At 53.8% G+C, this 23,111-nt stretch carries 17 protein-coding genes; all 17 read left to right on the top strand.

Going from position 1 to position 23,111, the window contains the following annotated elements:
• Nucleotides 1-11 precede the first annotated feature (11 nt).
• The 17 genes from FKM52_RS13685 (at nucleotide 12) to FKM52_RS13765 (ending at nucleotide 23,102) form a co-directional block, all read left to right on the top strand.
• Nucleotides 12-3,383, top strand: coding sequence for an ImcF-related family protein (locus FKM52_RS13685; RefSeq protein ID WP_141176723.1), 3,372 nt, complete (start codon nucleotides 12-14; stop codon nucleotides 3,381-3,383).
• A complete protein-coding gene (tssA, locus tag FKM52_RS13690) occupies nucleotides 3,384-5,003 on the top strand; it encodes a type VI secretion system protein TssA (protein ID WP_141176724.1) in 1,620 nt (539 codons plus the stop codon). It abuts the gene before it with no gap.
• Nucleotides 5,004-5,087: 84 nt separating this feature from the next.
• On the top strand, nucleotides 5,088-6,857 hold the full coding sequence (gene tssF / locus FKM52_RS13695) for a type VI secretion system baseplate subunit TssF (protein WP_141176725.1): 1,770 nt from the start codon (nucleotides 5,088-5,090) through the stop codon (nucleotides 6,855-6,857).
• A complete protein-coding gene (tssG, locus tag FKM52_RS13700) occupies nucleotides 6,821-7,900 on the top strand; it encodes a type VI secretion system baseplate subunit TssG (RefSeq protein ID WP_141176726.1) in 1,080 nt (359 codons plus the stop codon). The genes tssF and tssG overlap by 37 nt, the downstream gene beginning before the upstream one ends.
• A 62-nt stretch (nucleotides 7,901-7,962) precedes the next feature.
• Nucleotides 7,963-8,490 (top strand): type VI secretion system lipoprotein TssJ, encoded by a 528-nt coding sequence (gene tssJ / locus FKM52_RS13705; RefSeq protein ID WP_141176727.1) that lies wholly within the window; start codon nucleotides 7,963-7,965, stop codon nucleotides 8,488-8,490.
• A 4-nt stretch (nucleotides 8,491-8,494) separates the two neighbouring features.
• Complete coding sequence (locus tag FKM52_RS13710) at nucleotides 8,495-11,026, top strand: type VI secretion system Vgr family protein (RefSeq protein WP_141176728.1); 2,532 nt, start codon at nucleotides 8,495-8,497, stop codon at nucleotides 11,024-11,026.
• Complete coding sequence (locus FKM52_RS13715) at nucleotides 11,026-12,315, top strand: VRR-NUC domain-containing protein (RefSeq protein WP_141176729.1); 1,290 nt, start codon at nucleotides 11,026-11,028, stop codon at nucleotides 12,313-12,315. Before FKM52_RS13710 ends, FKM52_RS13715 begins: the two co-directional genes overlap by 1 nt.
• Before the next feature lie 9 nt (nucleotides 12,316-12,324).
• Nucleotides 12,325-13,554, top strand: a complete 1,230-nt coding sequence (locus FKM52_RS13720) for a DUF3396 domain-containing protein (protein ID WP_141176730.1) — start codon at nucleotides 12,325-12,327, stop codon at nucleotides 13,552-13,554.
• A 2-nt stretch (nucleotides 13,555-13,556) separates the two neighbouring features.
• On the top strand, nucleotides 13,557-14,006 hold the full coding sequence (gene tssE, locus FKM52_RS13725; RefSeq protein ID WP_141176731.1) for a type VI secretion system baseplate subunit TssE: 450 nt from the start codon (nucleotides 13,557-13,559) through the stop codon (nucleotides 14,004-14,006).
• Between the two features lie 14 nt (nucleotides 14,007-14,020).
• A complete protein-coding gene (locus FKM52_RS13730) occupies nucleotides 14,021-14,491 on the top strand; it encodes a hypothetical protein (protein WP_141176732.1) in 471 nt (156 codons plus the stop codon).
• 100 nt (nucleotides 14,492-14,591) lie between these two features.
• The gene (locus FKM52_RS13735) at nucleotides 14,592-15,971 is read left to right on the top strand and encodes a VasL domain-containing protein (RefSeq protein WP_141176733.1); all 1,380 of its coding nucleotides are present in this window, start codon (nucleotides 14,592-14,594) and stop codon (nucleotides 15,969-15,971) included.
• A 17-nt stretch (nucleotides 15,972-15,988) separates the two neighbouring features.
• Entirely contained in the window at nucleotides 15,989-16,777 is a 789-nt protein-coding gene (locus tag FKM52_RS22000; protein WP_246085533.1) for a hypothetical protein, read from the top strand.
• Nucleotides 16,761-17,054 (top strand): PerC family transcriptional regulator, encoded by a 294-nt coding sequence (locus tag FKM52_RS13745; RefSeq protein WP_071995299.1) that lies wholly within the window; start codon nucleotides 16,761-16,763, stop codon nucleotides 17,052-17,054. Before FKM52_RS22000 ends, FKM52_RS13745 begins: the two co-directional genes overlap by 17 nt.
• 56 nt (nucleotides 17,055-17,110) lie before the next feature.
• On the top strand, nucleotides 17,111-18,343 hold the full coding sequence (locus FKM52_RS13750) for an ABC-three component system protein (RefSeq protein ID WP_141176734.1): 1,233 nt from the start codon (nucleotides 17,111-17,113) through the stop codon (nucleotides 18,341-18,343).
• The gene (locus FKM52_RS13755) at nucleotides 18,324-18,989 is read left to right on the top strand and encodes an ABC-three component system middle component 1 (RefSeq protein WP_141176735.1); all 666 of its coding nucleotides are present in this window, start codon (nucleotides 18,324-18,326) and stop codon (nucleotides 18,987-18,989) included. Before FKM52_RS13750 ends, FKM52_RS13755 begins: the two co-directional genes overlap by 20 nt.
• Nucleotides 18,964-21,297, top strand: a complete 2,334-nt coding sequence (locus FKM52_RS13760) for an AAA family ATPase (protein ID WP_141176736.1) — start codon at nucleotides 18,964-18,966, stop codon at nucleotides 21,295-21,297. Before FKM52_RS13755 ends, FKM52_RS13760 begins: the two co-directional genes overlap by 26 nt.
• 443 nt (nucleotides 21,298-21,740) lie before the next feature.
• Nucleotides 21,741-23,102: a hypothetical protein gene (locus FKM52_RS13765; RefSeq protein ID WP_141176737.1), complete on the top strand. Its 1,362-nt coding sequence runs from the start codon at nucleotides 21,741-21,743 to the stop codon at nucleotides 23,100-23,102.
• Nucleotides 23,103-23,111 lie beyond the last annotated feature (9 nt).

A 23,111-nucleotide genomic window follows, 5' to 3' on the forward strand; every position in this document is an offset into this window, starting at 1 on the left:
TCTCCTCCGTTATGAAAATCGCATCCACTTTTCTCCTTACGCTGCTCCTGGGCGTGTTATCTGTCTGCCTTATTGGCGGCGTACTCTGGTTCTGGCCGGAGTGGGTCAGGGACACCTTCAACATCGGGCCGTTCAGTACGACCGGCATAGTGATTATCAGCCTGCTGCAGATGCTGACAGCATTGATTATCGGCTGGGTGCTTGAAACCGTATTCACCAGGAATGGTGAGAAACAGGGAAAGCTGGATGTGGTCGCCTTCGGACAGCAGGCTGCTGCATCCCAGCCTGAAGCAAAACATACCGACGCGGACACCTCCCGGTTTGTGGCAGAGACTCTGGTCGATCACCTGCGTCTGCGCTACCGTCGCCGCTGGAAAGCGAAAGTGCGTCTGCTGCTGGTACAGGGTACCGACAGCGATATCGAAAAGGTGGTACCGGGTCTTAAGCGCGATCACTGGCAGGAAAGTGACGGGGTGGTGCTTATTTACGGCGGTCTGGCGGAAAGCGTGCCGGATGATGAGTTCCTGTCCGTGCTGAAAGCAGTGCGACCACAGCGTCCGCTGGATGGCGTGGTGCAGGTAATGAACACGGCTGCACTGCCCGATACGGCGAAGCAGGACACGCTGGTGCGTGTACGTCAGAAAACCGATACGTTGTTGGGCTGGCAGCTGCCGGTCTGGCTGTGGCTTATCCGGGAAGATACCTGGGCCCATGACGGGGAAGGTGTGCCCCCAACCGGCGCGTTGTTTGGTCCGGGCGCAACAACGGAAGAGACCCGCGAGACACTCACCACACTGTCGTCAGAATTGCAGACGCCCGGCGTGGCAGCATTGCTGGAGAATTCACAGCATCACTGGCTGCTGAGTCTGTCAAAAGCCCTGCGTGGCTCGCTATGGCGCTCCCTGGTCCCGCTGCTGGCCACGCTTATGTCGGGGCCGGCCCCTTACCGTCTGCGTGGGGTGATGTTCAGCCCGGCATTGCCGGGAACCGAAACAGTACCGCATGCGCGCCTGTCACCGGCAGTCTGGCAGGAACTTGAGAATGACAGCCTGCAGGTGCATACCCGTAAAATCGGTTTCCACTGGCAGAAAGTGCTGCGCCTGGTGCTGCTGGGGCTGGTTCTGCTCTGGGGCGCAGGTACGCTGCTGTCCCTGTCCGTTAACCGCACCCAAATCTGGCTGGCGCAGGATACGGCCCGGGTTGCCGCTGACACAAAACAGCCTCTGCCGGAGCGCCTGCGTAACCAGCTTGCGCTTCAACAGACTATTGCCCGCCTGCAGAACCGCGAAGTGCACGGTGCGCCGTGGTACACCCGCTTTGGCCTGAACCAGGACAGCGACACGCTGAAGATGCTCTGGCCACTGTACGCCCGTAACAACCAGACGCTGATGCGTGATGCGCTGGCCGAAGAGCTTCACCGCCAGCTCAATGCCTTTGTGCAACTGCCGCCGGCAAGCGATGCGCGTACGTCTGCGACCCAAAAAACCTATAACCTGCTGAAAGGCTACCTGATGCTGGCCCGTCCCGATAAAGCAGATGCGAACTGGCTGGCCGGCAATATGCTGAAAGCCTGGCCGCACCGCAGCGGTGTGCCGGACAGCGTGTGGCAGACACAGGCCCCGAAACTGCTCGGCTTTTGGGCGCAGAACTTACCGGCACACCCGGAGTGGAAAACTACCCCCGACCGCAAACTGGTGGGTACGGTGCGCCAGATTTTGCTCAAGCAGATTGGTCAGCGTAATGCCGAATCCGGTCTGTATCAGGAGATGCTCGGGCGCATTGCGCGCAACTGGCCGGATTTAACCCTCGCGGACATGACCGGCGATACGGACGCCTCATCTCTGTTCTCCTCGGAAGAAGTGGTGCCGGGGATGTTCACCCGCCAGGCCTGGGAAGAACAGGTGCAGGATGCGATTGATGAGGTGGTGAAAACCCGCCGCGATGAAATCGACTGGGTGCTTACTGATAAAACCCATCAGCCGGGCAGTGATGTGTCACCGGAAGCGCTTAAACTGCGTCTGACGGAACGCTATTTCACCGATTTTGGTAACGCCTGGCTCAACATGGCCAACAGTATCCAGTGGCATGAAGCCGCCTCGCTCTCCGAAGCGATTGCCCAGTTGAACCTGCTGGCGGATGTGCGCCAGTCACCTCTGGTGGCGCTGATGAATACCCTTGCCTGGCAGGGGCAGACGGGTGCCAAAGGAGAAGCCCTGGCTGACACCCTGGTGGACTCGGCGAAAAAACTGGTCGTTCGTCAGAAGAGTGCAAAACAGTTTATTGAGCAGGCTCAGGGGCCTAAAGGTCCGCTGGACGGTGTGTTTGGCCCCCTGACCAGCCTGATGGCCGGTAAGGACGGCACCGGGCGTAACGGTAACCTCAGCTTCCAGTCGTGGCTGGCCCGCGTGACTCAGGTGCGGCTCAAACTCCAGCAGGTGACCAGTGCCCCCGATCCGCAGGCGATGGCGCAGATGCTGGCCCAGACCGTCTTCCAGGGTAAAGCTATCGATCTGACCGACACCCGTGACTACGGCAGTCTGGTGGCGGCAAGTCTTGGCCAGGAATGGAACGGCTTCGGGCAGGCGCTGTTTGTGCAGCCACTCGATCTGGCCTGGCGTCAGGTGCTGGCGCCAGTTGCAGGCAGCCTCAACGCCCGCTGGCAGAGCACCATTGTTTCACAGTGGAATACCGCCTTTGCCGGACGCTATCCGTTCAAGGCCACCGGCAGCGATGCTTCTCTGCCACTGCTGGCCCAGTTCCTGCGCAGCGACTCCGGGCGTATCGCAGCATTTATCAAAACTAACCTTGGCGGCATCCTCCATCAGGAAGGCAGCCACTGGGTGGTGGATCCGGCTGCCAGTCAGGGAATGAGTATCAGCCCCGCATTTCTTGCCGCTATCAATAAGCTGGCCGATATCTCGGATATCGTCTTTGCCCAGGGCGATGCCGGTGTGCATTTCGAGCTGATGGCCCGCCCGTCGCGCGATGTGGCCCGCACCCAGCTGACGCTGGATGGTCAGAAACTGGATTACTTCAACCAGATGGAAAGCTGGCAGAGTTTCACCTGGCCGGGTAATACGTATTACCCCGGTGTGGACCTGAGCTGGCGTTCAGTGAACACCGAAATGCGCCTGTATGAAAGCAACCAGGGGAACTGGGGCTTTATCCGCCTGCTGGATAAGGCGCTGCTCACTCCGCTCGACAGCAGCCGCACCCAGCTGGTGTGGATCACCCCGGACGGTAATCCGCTGAAATTCATTATGCGCAGCGAACTCGGTGACGGGCCACTGGCGTTACTTAAACTGCAGGGCTTCAGCCTGCCGCAGACCATTTTTTCCGTGGGCGCGACTGACGGCTCACTGACCCTTGCCGGAGACGAATAAATGGCGACGGCAGAAACGCTCCTGACCCTGTGTCTTCCGGATGTGGACCAGCGTACCGCACTGCTCGCTAAGAGCCGGGAAAGCCTCTCTCTGTGGTCGCCGTGGCTGACACCACTCCCGACCGGTAATGGAGCCGGGGACGACCCGACCTATGAGGATGATTTCCAGCTGATGCGCGAGGAGATCAACAAGCTTTCCGGCACTGATACCGACGTACTCTGCTGCCTGGCGGAAAGCATTCTGACCCGACATGCCCGCGATATCCGGGTGGTGACCTGGTATGCATGGGCCCGCCTGCAGCGTGACGGCGATGCGGGTCTGACCGATGGCGTCCTGCTGCTGACGGCCATGCTGGAGCAGGCGGGGCAACACAGCCATCCGCAGCGCAGTACCGCCAGGCTGGCAGCACTCGACTGGCTGAACAGTGAGAAAGTGCTGGATGCATTCTCACGCTGGCCGGACGTGACGCGGGAAGAGACCGCCAGAACGGCGGCGGCCCTGTGCCTGCTGGAGCCCGCGCTGGAAAAATTGCCGGAGACTGAACGCCCTTCGTTTAGCGGTCTGCTGCGCACACTGGAAACCCGCCTTGCCGGTAGTGGTGGGCTGGATACGCCGGTGGCTTCATCCGGCCCGGACTGCACAGGTGAAGGCACACACAGCACACCGACGTCGGTTACCGCAGTGCCGGAAACCGCGGCCGTCAAATCGGAAGTGGAGCTGGTCCGTCAACTGCGCGTACTGTCCGGCTGGGTGGTCGATCAGCCTCAGGGCTGGCTTGCCGCCCACCGGATGATGAAAGCCGCCCGCTGGGACCTGGTGACGCAACTGCCGGCGCTCGATGCGAGCGGCCGGACACGCCTGCTGCCACCAAAAGCTGACTACCGCGCCCAGCTTAAACGCCTGTATCTGCAACAAAGCTGGACCGAACTGGTGGAGCAGGTGGACGTGATGTTCACCGAGGGCGGGAATCGTTTCTGGCTCGATTTGCAGTGGTATCTGTGGCAGGGGCTGAGCCGTGCCGGCGCTCCCTGGGAGCAATGGGCCGACTATATTCTGAGCGACCTGAAGCTGATGCTCAAACGTCTTCCCGGCCTGGAGACACTTGCCTGGAATGACGGTACGCCACTGGCCGATGAGGTGACGCTGAACTGGATTGCCGAAAAGGTCAACGATGACATGCCCGGCTTCAGTGACGAGCCGGCAGTGACCACCGCCGCTCAGGCAGATGACATTCTGGCACTGGAAGCGGAGGCGATGGAGAAGGGCGACAGTGAGGGCCCGGAGGCGGCACTTAGCTGGCTGCAGAATCGCCCGGACATGGCCTCACCCCGCAGCCGCTGGCTGCTCCGTCTGCTGATGGCAAAGGTGGCAGAGCAGTACGGACGTAATGAACTCGCCCTCCATTTGCTGGGTGAACTGACCGACAGCGCCCCGCAGCTGACCCTCAGCGAGTGGGAGCCTGGACTGCTGTTCGATGTACAGGCCCGCCGTCTTCGTCTGCTGCGCATGAAAGCCGGTCGCTGTGAAAGCGACAGAGCCCGTTTCGCCCCTGAAATGGACAGCCTGCTGGCCGGGCTGATTGCTCTCGATCCGGCACGAGCGATGGTGCTGTGCGGTTAAGCATCCCCTGACATTACGGGTCATCACCTCCGATGGCGCCGTCTGTTTTCTTTTTGATATTTTCTACACTCAGGATCTCCGTACATGGATGATTTAACCCTTCGCTATTACGAAGCCGAAATGCGCTACCTGCGCGAGGCCGGTAAAGAGTTTGCCCGCGCCCATCCCGACCGTGCGGCCATGCTCAACCTGGATAAATCCGGGGCGCGTGACCCGTATGTTGAGCGCCTTTTCGAGGGCTTCGCTTTCCTGATGGGTCGCCTGCGTGAAAAGCTCGATGATGACCTGCCGGAGCTGACCGAAGGGCTGGTGAGTCTGCTGTGGCCGCATTATATGCGCACCATCCCGTCACTCTCTGTAGTGGCGTTTACGCCGGACTGGCGGCAACTGCGTAAAATGGAAGTGCTGGAAAACGGCTTCTCCGTGCTGTCGCGCCCGGTCGGACCTGATAACACCGTCTGCCAGTACCGCACCACTCGCGAGGTGTCTCTGCAACCACTGCATCTGGCAGAAGCCCGTCTGCAGACCGAGCCGGATGGTCGCGCCGCCATTCGTCTGCGCTTTGAGTGCCCGGACAAGGTGGACTGGTCGAAAGCCGGAATTGATAAGGTCGCCATTTATCTCGATGCCGACAGCCCGGTAGCTTCTGCCCTGCATCTGGCACTGACCCGCCGGGTTCAGGCGATGTATGTTCGCCACAGCGAAACCCGTACTGATCGGGTCCGCTTTGACGGCTGGTTCAAGCCTATGGGCTTTGATGACACTGACCGCCTGTGGCCGAAAGGGGATTCTGCATTCAGCGGCTACCAGCTGCTGCTGGAGTATTTCAGCTTCCGCGAGAAGTTTATGTTCGTGGAGCTTAAAGGTCTGGAGCTTGCCGGGCTGAGTCAGAAAACCACCTGGTTCGAAACTGATATCGTGCTCGACGGTGGCTGGCCCTCTGACATGCCGTTTGAGACCGACAACTTCCGTCTGCATTGCGCGCCGGTCATTAACCTGTTCTCACTGGAAGCCGACCCGCTGACGCCTGATCCGCTGCAGAACGAATACCTGCTGCGCCCGATGCGTGTTCAGGACGGGCATACTGAAATCTACAGCGTGGATTCCATTCACGGGGCGGTGAAAAACGGCAAACACCCGTATGTGCCGTTCACCAGCTTCCGTCACCGTGGGGGCATGATGCGCCACGATGCACCGGAGCGTTACTTCCATACCCGCGTGAAGCGTGGTCCGTCGGGACTATATGACACCTGGCTTATCCTCGGCGGCAAGTCGTTCGAGCTGGAGCAACTGTCGCAGGCTCCGGAGTCGCTCTCCATCCGTATCACTGGCACCAACGGTCAGCTGCCGCGCCGCTCACTGGAAAGTACCCTGCTTGACCGGGTGGTGAAAGCGGGCAAGGTCCCGGTCAGGGTCCTGAACCTGAAAGTGCCGACCCTGCCGCTGTATCCACCGGCGAACGACCGCTTCCACTGGCGGGTAATGAGCCACCTGGGCTCCAGTTTCTTAAGCATGATGGATAACCCGGAGGTACTGCGCGGCACACTGGCGTTGTATGACTGGACGGATGATGAGATGAACCGCCGTCGCCTGGACGCTATCGTGGCGGTGAAGCACACCCTTATTCGTCGCTTCGAGAAGGGCTTTATGCTGCGCGGGGTGGACATTGAAATCACTCTTAATGCCGATAATTTTGCCGGGGAAGGGGATGTCACCCTGTTCGGTGAAATGCTGCACCGCTTCTTTGCACTGTATGCCGATGTCCACCTTTTCAATCAGCTCACACTGGTACTGCAACCCACAGGGAAACGACTGCGATGGAAAGAGAATCACAGCCAGCACATTCCGGGCTGACAGAAGCGCTTCGCGGCGACATCTGGCGGGTTAATTTCTACCGATTCTGCCAGTTGCTGGAGCAGGAGAACCCGGACGCGCCGAAACTTGGCAGTACCGAGAAACTGTCTGCCGACCCGGTGCGCTTTCGTCCGTGGCCGGGAATGGGCTTCCCGGTCAGCGAACTGAAAGCGGTTGAAACCGATGAAGATTACCCTGACCTGTCGCCGACGGTGCGCACCACCTTCCTCGGAATGTACGGCGTGGACTCGCCACTGCCGACAGCGTATCTCGATGATATTGCTCAGCGTCGGGAAGGGCATGAAGCTACCACCGCGTTTCTCGATATCTTTAGCCACCGTATCCACACCCAGTACTACCGTATCTGGCGTAAGTACGCCTACCCGGCGACCTTCGAAGCTGGCGGGGTGGATAACACCTCCCAGTGCCTGCTGGGGTTGGTTGGCCTGGGTATCCCGGGCACGGCAGAGCAGGTGGCTACCCCGGTTTCCCGTTTCCTGGCACTGCTTGGCACCATGCGGCTGCCGACCCGCAATGCCGAAGGGATACGCCAGCTGGTGAGCCTGCTGGCCCCGGAGACCCGGGCCACTGTTATCAGCCCGGACCCGGTAAAAGTCCCCGTGGAGAACCGCAGTGGACTGGGCAAAGCCAACCGCGTGTCGCTCTCACAGCGTGCCACACTCGGCAAAACCGGCAAAGAGGCCTGCAGTCGTATCCTGCTGATGCTGGCAACCGACAACCCGGAAGAGGCGCAGGGCTGGCTGCCCGGCGGTCAGCTGCACACCGACCTGATGGTGCTGCTGCGGGTATACATGGGTTACCGCTCTGATGTACGCCTTCGCCTCACGGTGCCGGTCAGTTGTCTGCCTGAACCCCGTCTGGGTAAGACCCACCGGGTACAGCTGGGTCGCACTGGCGTGCTGGGTCTGAAGCGTGACCATCCTGCGACGCGCACTCATCTGACCGTGAGCCTTGGCACTTATGAAGGCCTGACCTGCGAAACCCTGCTGCCGGCACAGCCCGGCGGCTACCGGTTCGACTGATATTTCGACTCACAACACATTCAACACGCCCCTGTTTCTGAACGCTGAAAAGGACTCCCCGAATGACTTTCGCTTCCCTGTCGCGCAGTGCCGCACTGATGCTGCTCTGTTCCCTGTTGACCGCATGTGGCCTGACCCAGGCCGTGTCGGACGGCACGGTCAGTGCCACCAAAGCCATCTTCTACAAAAAAATAAAAGTGCTGTATCTGGATTTTGAACCGCGTTCGGCCATCAACGCCGATGAGGCGCAGGCGCCACTGGCCACCATGGTGCAGATTTACCAGCTGAAAGACCGCCAGAAGGTGGATGCGGCGGACTACCAGAAGCTGCTGCGTGATGCAGATAACACCCTGAAAGAAGACATTGTGGCCAGCAAGTCACTGCTGGTGATGCCAAAAGGCAGCGTGACCCTCAATATGCCGATGAACGAGGAGGCGAAATTCGTGGCAGTGGTAGGGCTGTTCAACCGCCCGGATATCAGGAACAACACCTGGAAGCTGGTGCTGAGTCTCGACGACCTCGACCCGGACAAGCCGCGCACTATCCAGCTCAACAGCACCGGGCTGACACTGGTTCCGGTGAAGGAGTAAGCTCATGGACACCACCCTCGATAACTGGCTGGCGCTGTTTGACGGGCAGACCCGCTACAGCCTGGAGATTAACGACAGTACCCTGAAGCCGGATGTGCTGAACTTCCACGGACGCGAAGCGCTGAATGAACCGTTCAAATGGCGCATTGAGTTCACCACGCCGCAGAGAGGCATCAGTCGCAAGGATGTGATGCTGAAGTATGCCACCCTCAGCATGCTCTCAGGCCGTGTGGTGCAGGGCATTATCACAGACTTTGAACACCTCAACGAAAGCGCAGACCAGACGCATTTTGCCGTGACGCTCTCCTCACGCCTGGCGCTGCTCGCCCATACCTGTCGCTGTGCGGTGTACCAGAATGTCTCGGTACCGGAACTGGTGGAGCAGATCCTGCGCAGCCACGGGCTGGAAGGGGCCGATTTTGAATTCCGGCTGGAACGGACCTACCCGGTCCGCGAGCTGATCACCCAGTGGCGAGAGACTGACCTGCAGTTTATTCAGCGAATACTGGCCGAAGATGGCATCTGGTTCCACACCGGCGTCAATATCACCACCGGGCTGGACACGGTGACCTTTGGCGACAGCCAGTTGCAGTATCAGTTTGATGTGAACCTGCCGTACCGAGAGCCTTCTGCCCTCCATGATGGAGCGGTGGAAGCTGTGTGGGATGCCAGAGTGTGGCACCACACGGTGACCGGCAGTGTGGCCACCCGGGATTATAACTACCGCACCGCCAGCACGCCGATGGATGCGACCGTCAGTGTCAGAAACGAGGCGGCCACCACCGGCGAACACTATCGCTATGCGGCCTCGTACCGTGAAGCGGGCGATGACACCACCTCTGAGTCGGAAACCGAAAGCGGGGCTTTTTACGCCCGCATTCAGCATGAACACGCCCTCAATAATGCTGTCCGCCTGCACCTGTTCAGTAATGCCAGTCACCTGACGCCGGGGATGGTACTGGAGACCGGCGACAGTGATGTGCCGGAACTGAAAGAGGGGATGGTCATCACGCTCACCACCTTCCGTGCGGCCCGGGACACCCGTCTGCACGTTTCCGTGTGGGGCATGCCCTACAGCGAGCAGTTTTGCTTCAGACCTGAGCCTGCACCGCGCCCGCTTATTGCCGGCACGCTGACGGCCCGCGTCGAGAGCGATGAGAAAAATGCACTGTATGCCCATCTCGATGAAACGGGGCGTTACCGGGTGAAACTGGATTTCAGCCGTGAAGATGCGGAGCAGGGCTACAACTACCTGTGGGTTCGGCAGGCCAAACCCTATGCCGGGGAAACCTGTGGCTGGCACACGCCGCTGATTGATGGCACCGAGGTAGGGATTGCCTTTGACGGCGGTGACCCGGACCGGCCGTATATCGCCCATGCGTTTCATGACTCTGAACATCCGGACGTGGTCACCCGGGACAACCGCAGCCAGAACATCCTGCGCACCGCGGGTCAGAACGAGCTGCGGATGGAAGACCAGCGCAAGAGTGAACATATCGCACTCACTACGCCGTTCGGGGCCACTGCCCTTAACCAGGGCCACATCGTGGACGCGGAGAACGCGCTACGGGGCACCGGCTTTGAGCTGCGCACCGATGAGTTCGGAGTCATCCGTGTGGCGAAGGGGTTGCTGGTCACCGCCGATGGCAAAGTGCACGGCGAAGGCGATGTGCTGGATATGGACGTGGCTCTCAGAGAGATTGAGACCCTCCGCACGCAAATCGAGGGACTGGCCACAGCAACCCGACAGGCGAAAGCCCTCGAAGCTGATATCGCCAGCCAGCAGGCAATGTTCGCCGCACGCCTGAAAACCCTCAATGAGATGATCCACTTTTCAGCACCCGAGGGGATGGCTTTTACCAGCGCAGAGCATCTGCAGCTGGTGGCCACTGACAATATTGCCCTGAATGCCGGTGGTGATATCAGTATCGGGACCCAGGGGCATATCACCGGACTGGCGGGCGATAGCGTGGGAATGTTTGCTCAACACGGCAAGCTGAGCCTGATTTCGGCTCAGGGGCCGGTACAGTTTCAGGCGCAGCACGGCGTGATGCACCTGAGCGCCGAGCAGAAACTGACCCTTATCTCTGCCAGAGAGATGCTGCTGGCCGGGAAGAAGCGAATACGTCTGGTGGGCGGCGGGAGCTCCATCCTCATCGAGCAGGGGCAAATCAAGTACGAGACTGCAGGTACCTATACCCGCAAGGCCAGCCGGCTGGACACGGAAGGGGGAAGCAGCCGGCCACTTGTTTTCCCTGAGATGGGCATTTCACATGCTTATTCTGCTGTTTACCAGTTGCAGGATGAGCAGGGCAGGCTCCTTGCAGGAAGGCCCTATCACCTGAAGACCCCTTCCGGACAGGAAGCAAGCGGATTCAGTGATGCAGAGGGCCGGACCGTAGCGATATATACCCGTGAGCAGGAAGCTGTAGACCTTCATGTCGTACCGGACAAGCCGCAGCCGGAAGAATCCATGTGGTTTATCGGTGATGGAGACCAACAGCAACTGACAACCGAATACAGGGAGGATGTGTAATGGAACTGCCCGATTTACCCGATACCCCGGGCGTTGACATTCCCACCGGGACCAATAATCAGCCGTGGGACTGTACGACAACCGGCGTTGAGATGGTGGAGAAACAGTCGCGTTTGCCGACGAGCGATAACCGGCAATACCTGCACATCAAGGTGGAGTACGCGATGCGTTTTCCACGGTTGTCTGCAGAAATCCGTCGCAACGGCAAAAGCTATCAAATGAGCCTGAAGCAACTGATGCTCAGTGGACTTATTCGCGTGGATGAGATCAAACGCGATTACCGGTGGTGGTATAAAGCCGAAGTCCCGTTTGATATGCGCACCACTCCGCCACGTCCGTTTCTCAGCAGCGCGTTACTGGGCGAAGGCGCTGGCAGGCGGCACACCACCAATCCTTTCCCGGTGCCGGGCAAGGGAATTTACCGCCGTCCGGATGTCATTATTGTCAAAAATATGAATGACCGCTGGCCGGGGCTCGCGGGGCCGGACACGGAAGGTCAGATGCACGCTGATAATCTGGAGCGCCTGGTAGAGGTGAAGTTTCCGGGGGATGAATTAAAGTATGACCAGTACAACGAGTATATGACTATCGTTGGAGGGGTTGGTAACGAAGAACGCATGACCATTCTGGAGATCCATGACTGTCGACCTGAGGAACAACAGTGGAGCGATCAGGTGGTCAATGTCACGATGAAAGCCTGGAAGGCCAGTGGGGCGAAATACTGGCCGTTGTTCCTTTACCCGCCAATTTTCACCCCGCGTCCACCTGCCACCCCAGTGCCTGCGAAAATTGAACCCTGGACATATGCCGGGAAAGTCGTTGCTGACCTTAGCGAAGGGGCTGTCAACAATATCGCCGCCGGCTGGCATGCGCTGTCAGAAGAGATGCAGCAAAAGCTCAGTCAGGCTGCAGGCTGGCTGAACGACAGTGGAGAGTGGGTATACTCTCAGGGGTATCAGGCATGGCAGTGGGTCAGTCAGACAGGACATGCAGTAGCGTCATGGACGGATGAACAGCTTCGGGCTGCGTGGCTGAAAATCCAGAAAGCCACCGATATGACACTGGATATGCTGAAACAGGTCGACTGGGTTCAGGTACTGACGGATGTTGCTGTCACGGTTGGCGTTGTGTTGGTCTCCGTCGGTGTAGGGGTGTTGGTGGTGACGCTAGGTGTCCCGGAAGCGCTGCTGGCCGCGTTTTTACTGATTATTCGTCTGGCGATCACTGCCTGGGAGGCACTGGCAGCAGTACTGGGAGCCGGAACCGTCGGCGCACTGGCAACCCAATAAGGAATGAGAATGGAACTGAATAATTTAGACCTGAATTATATCGAGAAGTGGCTACCGGAGGCTTCTGTGAAGTACAAGGACGGTCGTCAGGCGGTAAATCTTGGGCTGATAATTACTGTATTTTTTAAAGAGGGCCATACACCGGAAGTCCGCCAGAAGATGGTGGAGTGCGTGGATCGCTACTACGGGGAGTTTAAATCGCACCTGAAAAAAACGCTACCCGTAAAAAAATGGACTGCGATAACGGAAAAGAACTACGCAAAACTACGCCAGGAGATTCTGGATTCTTCCCCGGAAGAAATATTCAGTTGGGTACTGAGTTCAGGGATGGAAACTTATCTTGCGCCTGATTACAGCATTCTCATTATGGGAAAACGAATATTCCATAATAATAATGATCGTTCTGTTATCAAACTCACTTTCCCGTTATCCCTGCTGAAAGAGCCAGATGGGAAAGAGCGTTATCAAGCCTGGTTGATGTGGCTGTGTGATACCTTCAGTGTTGAAAGTGGTTATGCGGGTCTATCGTTTATTCTGCCCTATGCGTTCGAACGCATGTTCCCTTACGAATACAAATTGGCGCAGCGCTTTCCGGGTGTGATGGTGGATTCTATCGGCACGCTTGAAGGGGGAGGGGCTGCAATCAGCCTGAAAGGGGCTTGTTGGTACACTATTCTGGGCAATCCCTGGCTGGAAAAACTTGGCGGTGAAGAGAAACTGGCTCATCGACTGAATAACACATCAGAGATTGAACTGCTGCCTTATAATGGTGGCCTTATTCTCAAGGCTGGAGCGCTACCGCCTGGTCTGGGGGAGACGCAAACTGAAGAATTACCGCCATTACTGGTGAAAGTAAATCAGATAATTAAGCCTGTCCGATTTAACGGTTCTCGCTCTCTGCATTTCTACTCTGAACATGAAAACTTCCAGTTTGATAAAGAATCCACAATGAAGTGGTACAGACGCTTTGATGAAGCCAGTGCTGCGCTGGATAAAGAAGATGAAAGTAAGTCCTGGGAACCGGTCAGGATCACCTGCTGGAGTGGTGAAAAATCCCCGTTTGATGGTCGATGGGCCACTATTGTTAACGGGATGACACAGTACGCTCAAACCCGCGTCGGGCAGATTATGCCGGAATTTGACGATAAGCATGGCCAGAAGCACCGGGCCCGATGGTCTCTACTGGAGAGGGATGATGGCGGCAACGTGTTTGCCATAACTCCGGAAGAGAGTAATTGAGCATGTCGCGCAATTCGCCCTCATTATGCGAGATGCTTTACGGTAATTTTGTTGGCGATCTCGACCTTCAGCATATCAGTGAAGAAAATCAGGTCATCCTGTCGGTGCTGGATAATATGCAACGGATCCTTAACTGCCGTGCCGGCACACTGGCGCATCTAACGGACTACGGCCTGCCAGATATGACCACCATTTTACAAGGGCTTCCAGGCACCGCACATAAGCTGATGTCGACGCTGTCTGCTGTCCTGCTGAAATATGAGCCTCGCCTGAAATCCATTGATGTCGTACTGCTCGATCAGCACATCCCCGGGGAACTGCGTTATGCCATTGATGCTGAGCTGAAGGGCATTGGCCTCGTGCGTTATGGAACCGAGTTTATGCCGGAAGGGCGGGTTCTCCTGCGACATCTTAAGCAACAGCAGTATCTTGACACAACAACCCGTCTGTAAGGCCAGAGAACACCATGTCAGTAAAATCACAGTTCCTCAAAAAACTGCAGGCCAGACAGTCTGCCCCGGTCTCGCTTGCCAGCAAGACTCAGGCCGATATTGAGGAATTTCGCCTGCGAATAATGCAGCTTCAGGAGCAGATGGACTCGTGGCTGGTGGATACCGGACTGAATGTGGAGGCGTTCGCGGTATCCGTTACGGATCTGCTGGTGGAGGGCGGGGCTTTTGAGATTGCCGGTATCGTCCTGCGTGTCGACGACCGGGCCGTAAAGTTTGTGCCGGTATTTTTGTACGGTCAGGGCGTGACTGGGTGCGTGGAGGCGACTTTCCATGATAGAGAACGCATGACTCCACTGGGGCGTTTATTCATGCGGTCAGGTACCGTGAATAACTGGACCTTTACTCCTCCTGGTACATTATCCCGCCCTAGGCAGTGTTTTGATGAAAGTACATTTTTTAGTTTGATCCTGGCGCTTTTGCCATAGTTGCGGGTATTGCAGTACCAGTCTCCCTGAATATGCAGAAAGCGAAGCTGCTAAACGATAACCTTCAATAGTTCCTGATACGCCAAATGGACAACTGGTTATGAATGACATCAACCCACGAAGAATCAAAACCGGTGGCGACCCCAGGGCGCTGCCGGATTATGCCGCCCTGCGTGATGAACTGAGCAAGCTGACACATCCAGCTCGCCCGGATGTGAAGTGGCGCTATGCGGAAAAACTCTGTCTCTCACTGTTTGAGCAGAACGGCGTGGAATTACAAACGGCAGCCTGGTATACGCTGGCCCGTACGCAGCTGGCCGGCTTATTCGGGCTCAATGAAGGGCTTACGATACTCGAGGCACTGATAAGCCATCAGTGGGGGGCGCTGTGGCCGCAGCCAGTTCATGCTCGCATGGAAATCCTCAGCAGTCTGAGTCAGCGCCTGCAGCAACGGATGCGCTCGCTCCCGCTCAATTACAGTGACCTCAGCCAGTTGTACCGGGCGGAGCAACTGCTTACCGGTCTGGGAGAGGTGCTACAGCGCCTGGAGCTTAAACATCTCAGCCAGCTCGATGCCCTGCGTACTCTCATGCACAACAGTGCTGTCCGGCTGGAAAACAGCGATGGCATAACCAGTACCGGGTCGAGCATTCAACCCGGTATTGTGTTGCCTGCCACCGTGATGAATGAGGCTACAGCATCCGCGAGAGACCTTACTGGTAGCCCTGCTGAAGATACGCCAGAGAGCGCAGTGAAGTGGGTGTACGTTGCGCAGCCGGAACCGCAGCCGAACGTGGAGGTGCTGGCAGTAATGCCTGCGCCGGTTAAAAAATGGAAATCTTTCGCTGCCGGGATGTGTACCATGCTGGTGATAAGCGCTGCCGCAGTGTGGGGCTGGCAGTATCTTCACCGTACTGATCCACTACTGACCCATCTTGCAGCCTCACTGGCACCATTACCTGTACCTCTCACTCCTGAACAACTGGATATGTTGCGCCAGCAATCTCCGTCAGCACAAACTGTGATAGCACAGACACAACAGAAGATTGCCCGACTGGACAAGCTTCCTCCTGACTGGAATCTTGCTTACAGCCGAAAACTCACAGAACAGGCTCAGGCGCTGTGGCCGGAACAGGCTAAACCTCTGGCAAAGCAGTGGCAGCAACAGATTAATATCTCAGTACTTCCTGTCGATACAATTAACGGCTGGCATGAAGGGATGACACAGCTTCAGGCACTTGCCGATAAACTGAATGCGCTAGATGGTCAGAGAGGAAAATACATTACCGTCAGTGAACTTAAATCGCAGGTCTTTGGCATGCTGACAAGCTTCCGGCAGACCGTGCCGGTGGAAGAACAGCTTCGGCAGTTGAAGCTACTCCCTGAAGATTCGCTGCAGCGTCAGCAGCAGGTCCAACAGGCTGAGCAGCACCTCCGGGCTCAAATCTCTACGCTGGCGCAGGAAAAACAACGCGACTGATACTAGGGAGGTCTGACATGGTGGATAAAACGCAGCGTCACCGTAATCACTGGACACCGTGGTCGGTTGCCGAAATTACGTTTGTGGAACAACACTATGGTCAGCTGTCTGCCCGTGAAATCGGGGAACGGCTTGGCAGGTCTACCAATGGGGTGGCCCGGATTGTTCAGCTTTCAGGTCTGTCCCGTGGCGTGACTCCACCCTGGTCGGAAGAGGAGCTGGCATTGCTCCGGACCCACTATACAGAAGGTATAGAGTATGTAATGTCATTGTTACCCGGGCGTTCACGCAAGGCTATCTGCCAGCAGGCATCCCTTGCCGGGCTCACTGGTCGCAGTAGCTGGAGCCTTGAAGATAAGTCCTTTCTGGAAAAGCATTACGGCAATCTGCCAACAAAAGAAATTGCCGCCAGACTGGGCAGAAGCGTCAGTGCGGTGAGGGCTGCAGTGGTCAAATTTGGCCTTGGAACATGGAAAAACAGACCCTGGACGGAAAGCGAGCTGATGTTGATGCAGGCACATTACAGTAAAGGGATTGATAAAATAAAAGCGTTGCTGCCAGCCCGTACCCGGGAGGCCATTTTTGCCCAGGCCGGAAAAATGGGGCTGACAGAGGCCCGGCTTTGGCTGCCTGATGAAGACAGCCTGTTAAGAGCCATATATCCTGAGTCTGGTGCCCGTGGGGTAAAGGAGAAGCTTCCCCACAGGACGATCCCGGCGATAAAACACAGGGTAACCAGTCTGGGGCTGAGGTCCTTCAAAAGGAAAAAACGGGTATCAAGGGTAAGACATGATGGTGGAGGATGAGGTTGCACAAAAGCTGGAGGCTGCTGGTCTCTGGCGCAGGGCTGCCAGTCGCTGGCTTGATGTGATGCAGCACCATGGGCTGACGGATCAGCAACGTGACCGGATACGTCAGCACAGAAAATATTGTTTTTCCTGCGCGAAGCCCATCAACTCCCCGGAGAAACTGGATGTGATGGAAATCGCGAGGGCTGCAAAGACTACTCAGGAGCGGATAGGACTGAGTCAGCCAGAAGGGGTCAATAAACGGTCTGATGTTAGAAATACGCATACGTCTTGAAAAGCAGTAATATCATTATGCTAACTGGCTGCTCGCTAACGATAAAAGGAGATCATGTGAGCCAAGAAGATGATGAGAAGTATCCTGCCAGCGCCATCTCCTCGTGGAGCGGCTTCGTTTATCAAGGGAAAATTGCACTATATCATTCCCTTAAACTGATTCATGATGGCGACCTGGACTTCGAGCTTCAACTGGATAGTAGTGACGACTTCGCTATTTATAAAAACGAAAAACTACATACCGCCCATCAAGTCAAAGCTAAGATAAGTAAATATCGAAGTGGTTACACCAAAGCGCTGGAACAGTCTACATTAATCGAACACGACAAAATCAAGGGGACAACGCGTTACTTCCATGTATCTGTCCCACTAGATGAGACTGGCGATTACAGAGGCACTAACGGAGAAACAGTAAAATTCTACCGCTATGGAGACAACTACCATTGTGGCCTGGGTGAAATTGAAGGACTGACTAAAGAACTCATAAAAAAATTATGTGAGAAACAGTCCATCACTGTCAGTGATAACCTTATCAATTTTAACTACTGCCTACTGTCAGAAAAAATTAGTTCTAAGGCAATACACAACCATAAATTAAATCAAGTTGACGGGATCTCTGAAGACAAAGCCGCATACGAAGGTCGTATCATGGCCAGGAGTATTTTAGAGGAACTGCTGGCTGAAAACCCCTATCAGAATAGGGATTACTATGCAGTTGAATTAAAGGCCAGGCTCCAAACTCATTTAGAAGAAAGATTGGATCAGGAGTTACCAACAATGAGCGATGCGACTTATGAGAGAGCCAGACTTCTGAGTGAGTATATTTGCAAAACGCACTTCAACGAATTAAAAAACCTATGCCAGATGATAAAACCATCCGAGCGGTTTCAAGACGTTCAGAAGAACGACATCAGGCGATACACCAAGCTGATACAGGCTTTTTCGATGGAACCTATATTCAACCATCTTCCGCACTATCTTGACAACGAAAATCGGTTCTACGTACCTACCGCTCTTGACGTGGATGAAAACGAAGAGTGTGAATTTGATATGATCCATGAAATGAAAAACAACGGGGATCTGCTGAGACTGCTTTTTGAGTACAACCATTTAATCGCCAGTAAAGCGGAAGCTTCATTCACCTTTAATACAAAATTCACGAACTCGGATAACTTCGACAACAAGCAGACTTCTGAAAAATTTGAGAGCAATATCACTAAGTCGCTATGCATTAGTGTCATAACAAAAGACGACGCGGAGGAACGGCTGAATGATAAAACAACTCATTAATGAAGCACTTGTGGCCCATAACTTTGTCTGTAAACTCGACCGGGACAACACAAGTTTTTATATTCGCGAGTCTGGATCTGCTATCAGGTTCGCAGTCCTACATAATCTTGATGATCTCCCTGATCCGGCCGAACTGAATAACAGAATCAATCATCTTGCTCCTGACGAGTTTCTCAGAAACCCAAGCTTTAAGAAAAACTGCGATTTGATTTGTATTCATCGCCTTGATGTTCTGGCCAAGTTTAAGGATCACGAAGAAGAAATTTTTGCAATTGAGGAAGATCCGCACTTCTATAAAAAATATGTCCTCTATTACAGTACTGCGGAGGAAAGCGCACTCACCAATTTCACCTACGACAAACTGGTATCTGTGATTTCTGACAAAAAGGAATTTCTTGAATATAAAGAAAACCCTCTTGTTGCAACACAATACAGTTTTGCTGCGAAGACCTTTATCAAGCTTCCATTCTTAGAGCTACCTAGTCATCAAGGGAACCTTGTGTCCTTGAGGTTGCAGGCAACTGAAGCTGTAGCCGAAGCCGACCTAAACGATATATATTCGACTATCCAGCAATTCACAGATAAAAATGCTGACGATTTTATCAAGGAAATGATTCGTAATGAAATGGCAAATATCCAGGATTGAAGTCTCTAGTTTCAAAGCATTCAAACATATTTTGCTGGATCTTGGCGGGGCGTCATTACTAACTCTTGATGGCCCAAATGGTTATGGCAAAACAAGTATTTTCGATGCCATCGAGCTACTGCTTACTGGCCAGATCAATCGAATACAAAACCTATTCAATACATTATTAACCAGAAACAAGAGAGACTATGCAGACAATCTTTTCTGGAACAGTCGTTCTGGATATAACGATCTCTGCATCAAGATTGAATTCATTAATGATGGTCGAAAACTTGTTTTAGCCAGACATTGCCCTGCAGAGATATTCAAAAAACCAGCAAACAATCGTGCAGACAAATATGGAAACTTCAAGCTTTACGAGCTACCAGAATTCGAATCATCTGAATTCACTAAGAATAATTTCCGCGATAATAGCTTCCTTGACGAAATTTTCGGAAAAAATTTCAGGGAAAACTTCTCTTTTCTTAACTATCTCGAGCAAGGCCAAAACCGTCTTTTACACACTCGGGTAGACGATCGTAAGGAGAAACTTGGAAACCTCTTTAACATCAGCGATATCGAAGCCGAGATCGAAAGCTGCAACACTGTATACACTAAACTTACAAGGTACATCAACAATCCAGAACGCACGGCAAAAGCTGTATCACTTAAAGAAGAGATAGCCACCCTAAGAGACACTTTGCAGGCAGAGGCTGGGATTATTGAGTACAAGAAGCTCTCGACGACTGATGTCCCACCTGGGTGGGACAAAGAGATACTGTTCTCATCGTATTCTGCGGTAGACCATGCTGCCTACCTGGAATCAGTTCGTAAGCTTATTGCCCTTCTGCCACTCAAAGCCACGATAAAAACCAGGATTCACAACGAGACAATCGATGCTGCCATCGAGCGTAATGAGGAATCAATGAGAAGCCTGGCTAGGTTCGGTAAAGACCTTGGCAAGCTTGATGGGCTTGAAGCTATCAAGCAGGAGATTGATGAATTAGAGCGCTCAGCAAACATCATCAAACGTGGTGCTAAGGTCATCAAGGTCGAAGAAGCCCGATCACTACCAAACTGGAAAGATGGGCGCCTTGAGTGGTTTGAGTTACAAATTGAATCCCGAAACAGACTAGCGGAAAAAAGCAGCACCAACGCGAATGTCGTAGCCGAACTGGAACATCTGAAAAAGCAACTGCTTGAGGAACATAAAAAGTCCTATCCCGACGATAAGATGTGCCCCCTCTGTGGCGCTGACTGGGAAGATCACAAATCAATGGTTGATGCCATTGAAGCAAAAACTAAGCAGATCTCTGATTCGCTAGGGCAGGACGGTAAAGACTTAGTTATCCTTATCGCTGCTATGGACGCTGAGCTGAAACTCATCAACACCCATATACAAGACCGCCTGAAACTTCTTACGCCTACCTTTGAACCAAATCTTCATGTGGCGCTGAGCAGAATTAAGCTTCGGCTCCCGGCAATTATCCAGCTACTGGAGAAGCTGCAAAGCGAAAAGATTCAATTTACTTATGCATTCACGGAAATTGATGACGTAGTAGATGAACGATTTGAAAAGCTTAAGGAAATTCTAAGAAACAAAAAACAGGTTGAAGCTGATGCCTTAGCGCTGCCGGAGGACTGGCGAGAAACCATAAATCGCGCTTTCAAAGACTTACAGGACTTCTATATAGTCACGGTTGAAGATCTGAAGGACAAAGAGAAGTTCATATCGATTAAAGCTAATGAGGCTCAAAATTCCAGGCTCCAAACCTGTATTACCGAGCTTAAAGTTATCGAAAAGGAAACTAAGGCAGCCCAAAAAGCACAAGATAAAATCGAAAAGCTCCGCAGTACACTGAAGAAGACAGAGCAAAGTTATACCGACCAGACAATTTCGGCTATTGAGTTCATATTCCACATCTACAGTGGCCGTCTGATCCAAAACTACCAGCGTGGCCTGGGCCTGTTTATCGAGAGCCGAGAAGGTACGCAATTAAGGTTCCTGACTGCCGAGAAGTCTGAGCACGATGCAGTGATGTCCATGAGTTCTGGGCAAGTGTCCGCCCTCAGCCTTGCCTTCTTCCTCTCGCTCAACAAAGTCTATTCACAGGTGCCTCTAATCCTGATTGATGACCCGTCTCAATCCCTGGATGAAGTCAACGTTGCATCCCTGACCGATCTACTCCGTTGTGAGCTCAAGCATTGTCAGTTGGTTGTCTCCTCCCACGAGGACGATATTTCAGCTTATATGCGCTACCGGTTCGACAGAGCAGGTTTGGCAACAAGTTCGCTCAACATGCAGCTTTTGGCGAAAGAAGCTTTGTAAATGCGACACATGACCACCTGGTAGAGCCTGGCGTCGCTACAAAGATCTTCTGACAGCCCTCGTAGTGAGGATAGAATTTGTCTATCTGGATCTTTACCGTCGACGCTGACATGAGGACGAAAACCGTATCCAGTAGAAATATTACGTGAATGAAGGCCCTCGTGTTGCCAGAAGACTGACCGGACGGACGAAATCTGCTGTTGTAAACCAGAGTTATGCTCTTGGTCTCCGCCGTCCGGTGAAGGTCAGGTGGTATGAGGATGAGCGGGATACTCAGCGAGGCATGGCGCACGGTGACGGGTACTGATAGCAACGTCACCAGTATGGCGTCTTTCATTATCAGTCGCAAAGAAAGGTGTTCATTATTCATGTTTTATCGCATGAAAATATAAAGCCGTCTGGCATATCGATATGTCCGTCAACTTCAATACAGGTGAGTCATAATGTCGTTGTATCAGCGAGTTCACTATTTTACTGTTCAGACATGCAAACGTGTTTTCCGACACCCTGAGTACGGAATCGTGCGGTTTGATGACATGATTGCAAACGCAGATGAGTATGGTTTTGAAGTTGTGTATGTTGCCGGCATTTCGTTTGAAAATTTACCCCTTCATTATCGCCATTTCTTCATTCCGGAAAGCATGTTTTCAGCTACCGGGTTTCTTTGCGATTTCTGGTCCCGCAGTTATTCAAACAAGTATGTAAAGGAAATAACCGGGAAGCCGGATGTACTGATTATTGATCGGCGACTTGAAGTATGTCTGGATGCTGCATTTTTCGACTGGCTGGAAAGGGAAGATATTGCGTATCAATATCCCGCCGGGGGAGATAAAAAATTTACCTCAACGGTAAGGCATCATCAGAGTTATCCGCATATTTTTGCTCATGGGGAAGGCGTTCCGGAACTGGTGGGCGGAGTGAGGGAGCCCTGGCCACTTTCGCTAGAAAGGCTGAATGCTCAGGACGAAAAACGGACCCGCCTTAGCGATAATATGTCACCCGCGATCCGGGAGGCTATTGCGAGGTTATATCCGACAGGATATCGACCTGAATGGCCGCTAAGCCAGCCGATTCCTGATGATTTCCAGATAAACGAAACTTGTCTCTGCGTGGCATCCTCTAATGACGTCGCACTCAACTCTGCTGGCTGGCGTCCTGCCAGGCAAACGGCTTATGGTTTTGAATACGGGTATGCGGTTAATAACATTGAGGTACCGGATGATGATCCTGTCTCCGGCGTCTGGCAGAAGGAAATGCTGATTGCGTTACGTTGCCTTGAGTCACAGTTTGACCGGCTGGCACGGGGACTAACCCGTCAATTTAAAGGTAATCATTATTCTGTCATTTTAAATCAGATTAAAAAGAATAAATACCGGACACTATTGCCCCTCAGCAGGGCTGAACAGGATGTACTCTTCGGACTGGTGGGACTGGATACGGGCGATCCAACAGGGAATATTGTCTATGATCTGTCGAAAGCTGGTGTAGCTGATACCATTTCGTTATGGGAACATATTACTAATGGTGGCGATCAATACCAGTCTTTTGAAGTAAGGCCGAAATCGGGGATTGATGATCCGGCATACCGGTTATTTGCCGTTATCGGGCATTGTGCCTGGTATTATCTGATATCTCATCGGACTAGTCGCTCCTGCCACGCACTGGATAATGGCCGTTGCATCAACTATGAGCCAAATCAGTCTCTGAATGTTCGCAGCATGGATTACAGAAAATTGCTGAATATGGCGCTGAAGGGAGAGTCGGAGAAAATGGTTTCTATATTAAATGAGTATCTTGAATACTGATTTTTTTCA

Source organism: Mixta tenebrionis, from assembly GCF_006517625.1.
In the GTDB taxonomy this organism is placed as follows: Bacteria; Pseudomonadota; Gammaproteobacteria; order Enterobacterales; family Enterobacteriaceae; genus Mixta; species Mixta tenebrionis.

Coding starts and splice junctions, on each gene's coding strand:
- FKM52_RS13685 (WP_141176723.1), top strand. CDS start 12: ATGAAAATCGCATCCACTTTTCTCCTTACGCTGCTCCTGGGCGTGTTA.
- FKM52_RS13745 (WP_071995299.1), top strand. CDS start 16,761: ATGATGGTGGAGGATGAGGTTGCACAAAAGCTGGAGGCTGCTGGTCTC.
- tssJ (WP_141176727.1), top strand. CDS start 7,963: ATGACTTTCGCTTCCCTGTCGCGCAGTGCCGCACTGATGCTGCTCTGT.
- tssF (WP_141176725.1), top strand. CDS start 5,088: ATGGATGATTTAACCCTTCGCTATTACGAAGCCGAAATGCGCTACCTG.
- FKM52_RS13730 (WP_141176732.1), top strand. CDS start 14,021: ATGTCAGTAAAATCACAGTTCCTCAAAAAACTGCAGGCCAGACAGTCT.
- FKM52_RS13755 (WP_141176735.1), top strand. CDS start 18,324: ATGATAAAACAACTCATTAATGAAGCACTTGTGGCCCATAACTTTGTC.
- FKM52_RS13720 (WP_141176730.1), top strand. CDS start 12,325: ATGGAACTGAATAATTTAGACCTGAATTATATCGAGAAGTGGCTACCG.
- FKM52_RS13735 (WP_141176733.1), top strand. CDS start 14,592: ATGAATGACATCAACCCACGAAGAATCAAAACCGGTGGCGACCCCAGG.
- FKM52_RS13765 (WP_141176737.1), top strand. CDS start 21,741: ATGTCGTTGTATCAGCGAGTTCACTATTTTACTGTTCAGACATGCAAA.
- FKM52_RS13715 (WP_141176729.1), top strand. CDS start 11,026: ATGGAACTGCCCGATTTACCCGATACCCCGGGCGTTGACATTCCCACC.
- tssA (WP_141176724.1), top strand. CDS start 3,384: ATGGCGACGGCAGAAACGCTCCTGACCCTGTGTCTTCCGGATGTGGAC.
- tssG (WP_141176726.1), top strand. CDS start 6,821: ATGGAAAGAGAATCACAGCCAGCACATTCCGGGCTGACAGAAGCGCTT.
- tssE (WP_141176731.1), top strand. CDS start 13,557: ATGTCGCGCAATTCGCCCTCATTATGCGAGATGCTTTACGGTAATTTT.
- FKM52_RS22000 (WP_246085533.1), top strand. CDS start 15,989: ATGGTGGATAAAACGCAGCGTCACCGTAATCACTGGACACCGTGGTCG.
- FKM52_RS13710 (WP_141176728.1), top strand. CDS start 8,495: ATGGACACCACCCTCGATAACTGGCTGGCGCTGTTTGACGGGCAGACC.
- FKM52_RS13760 (WP_141176736.1), top strand. CDS start 18,964: ATGAAATGGCAAATATCCAGGATTGAAGTCTCTAGTTTCAAAGCATTC.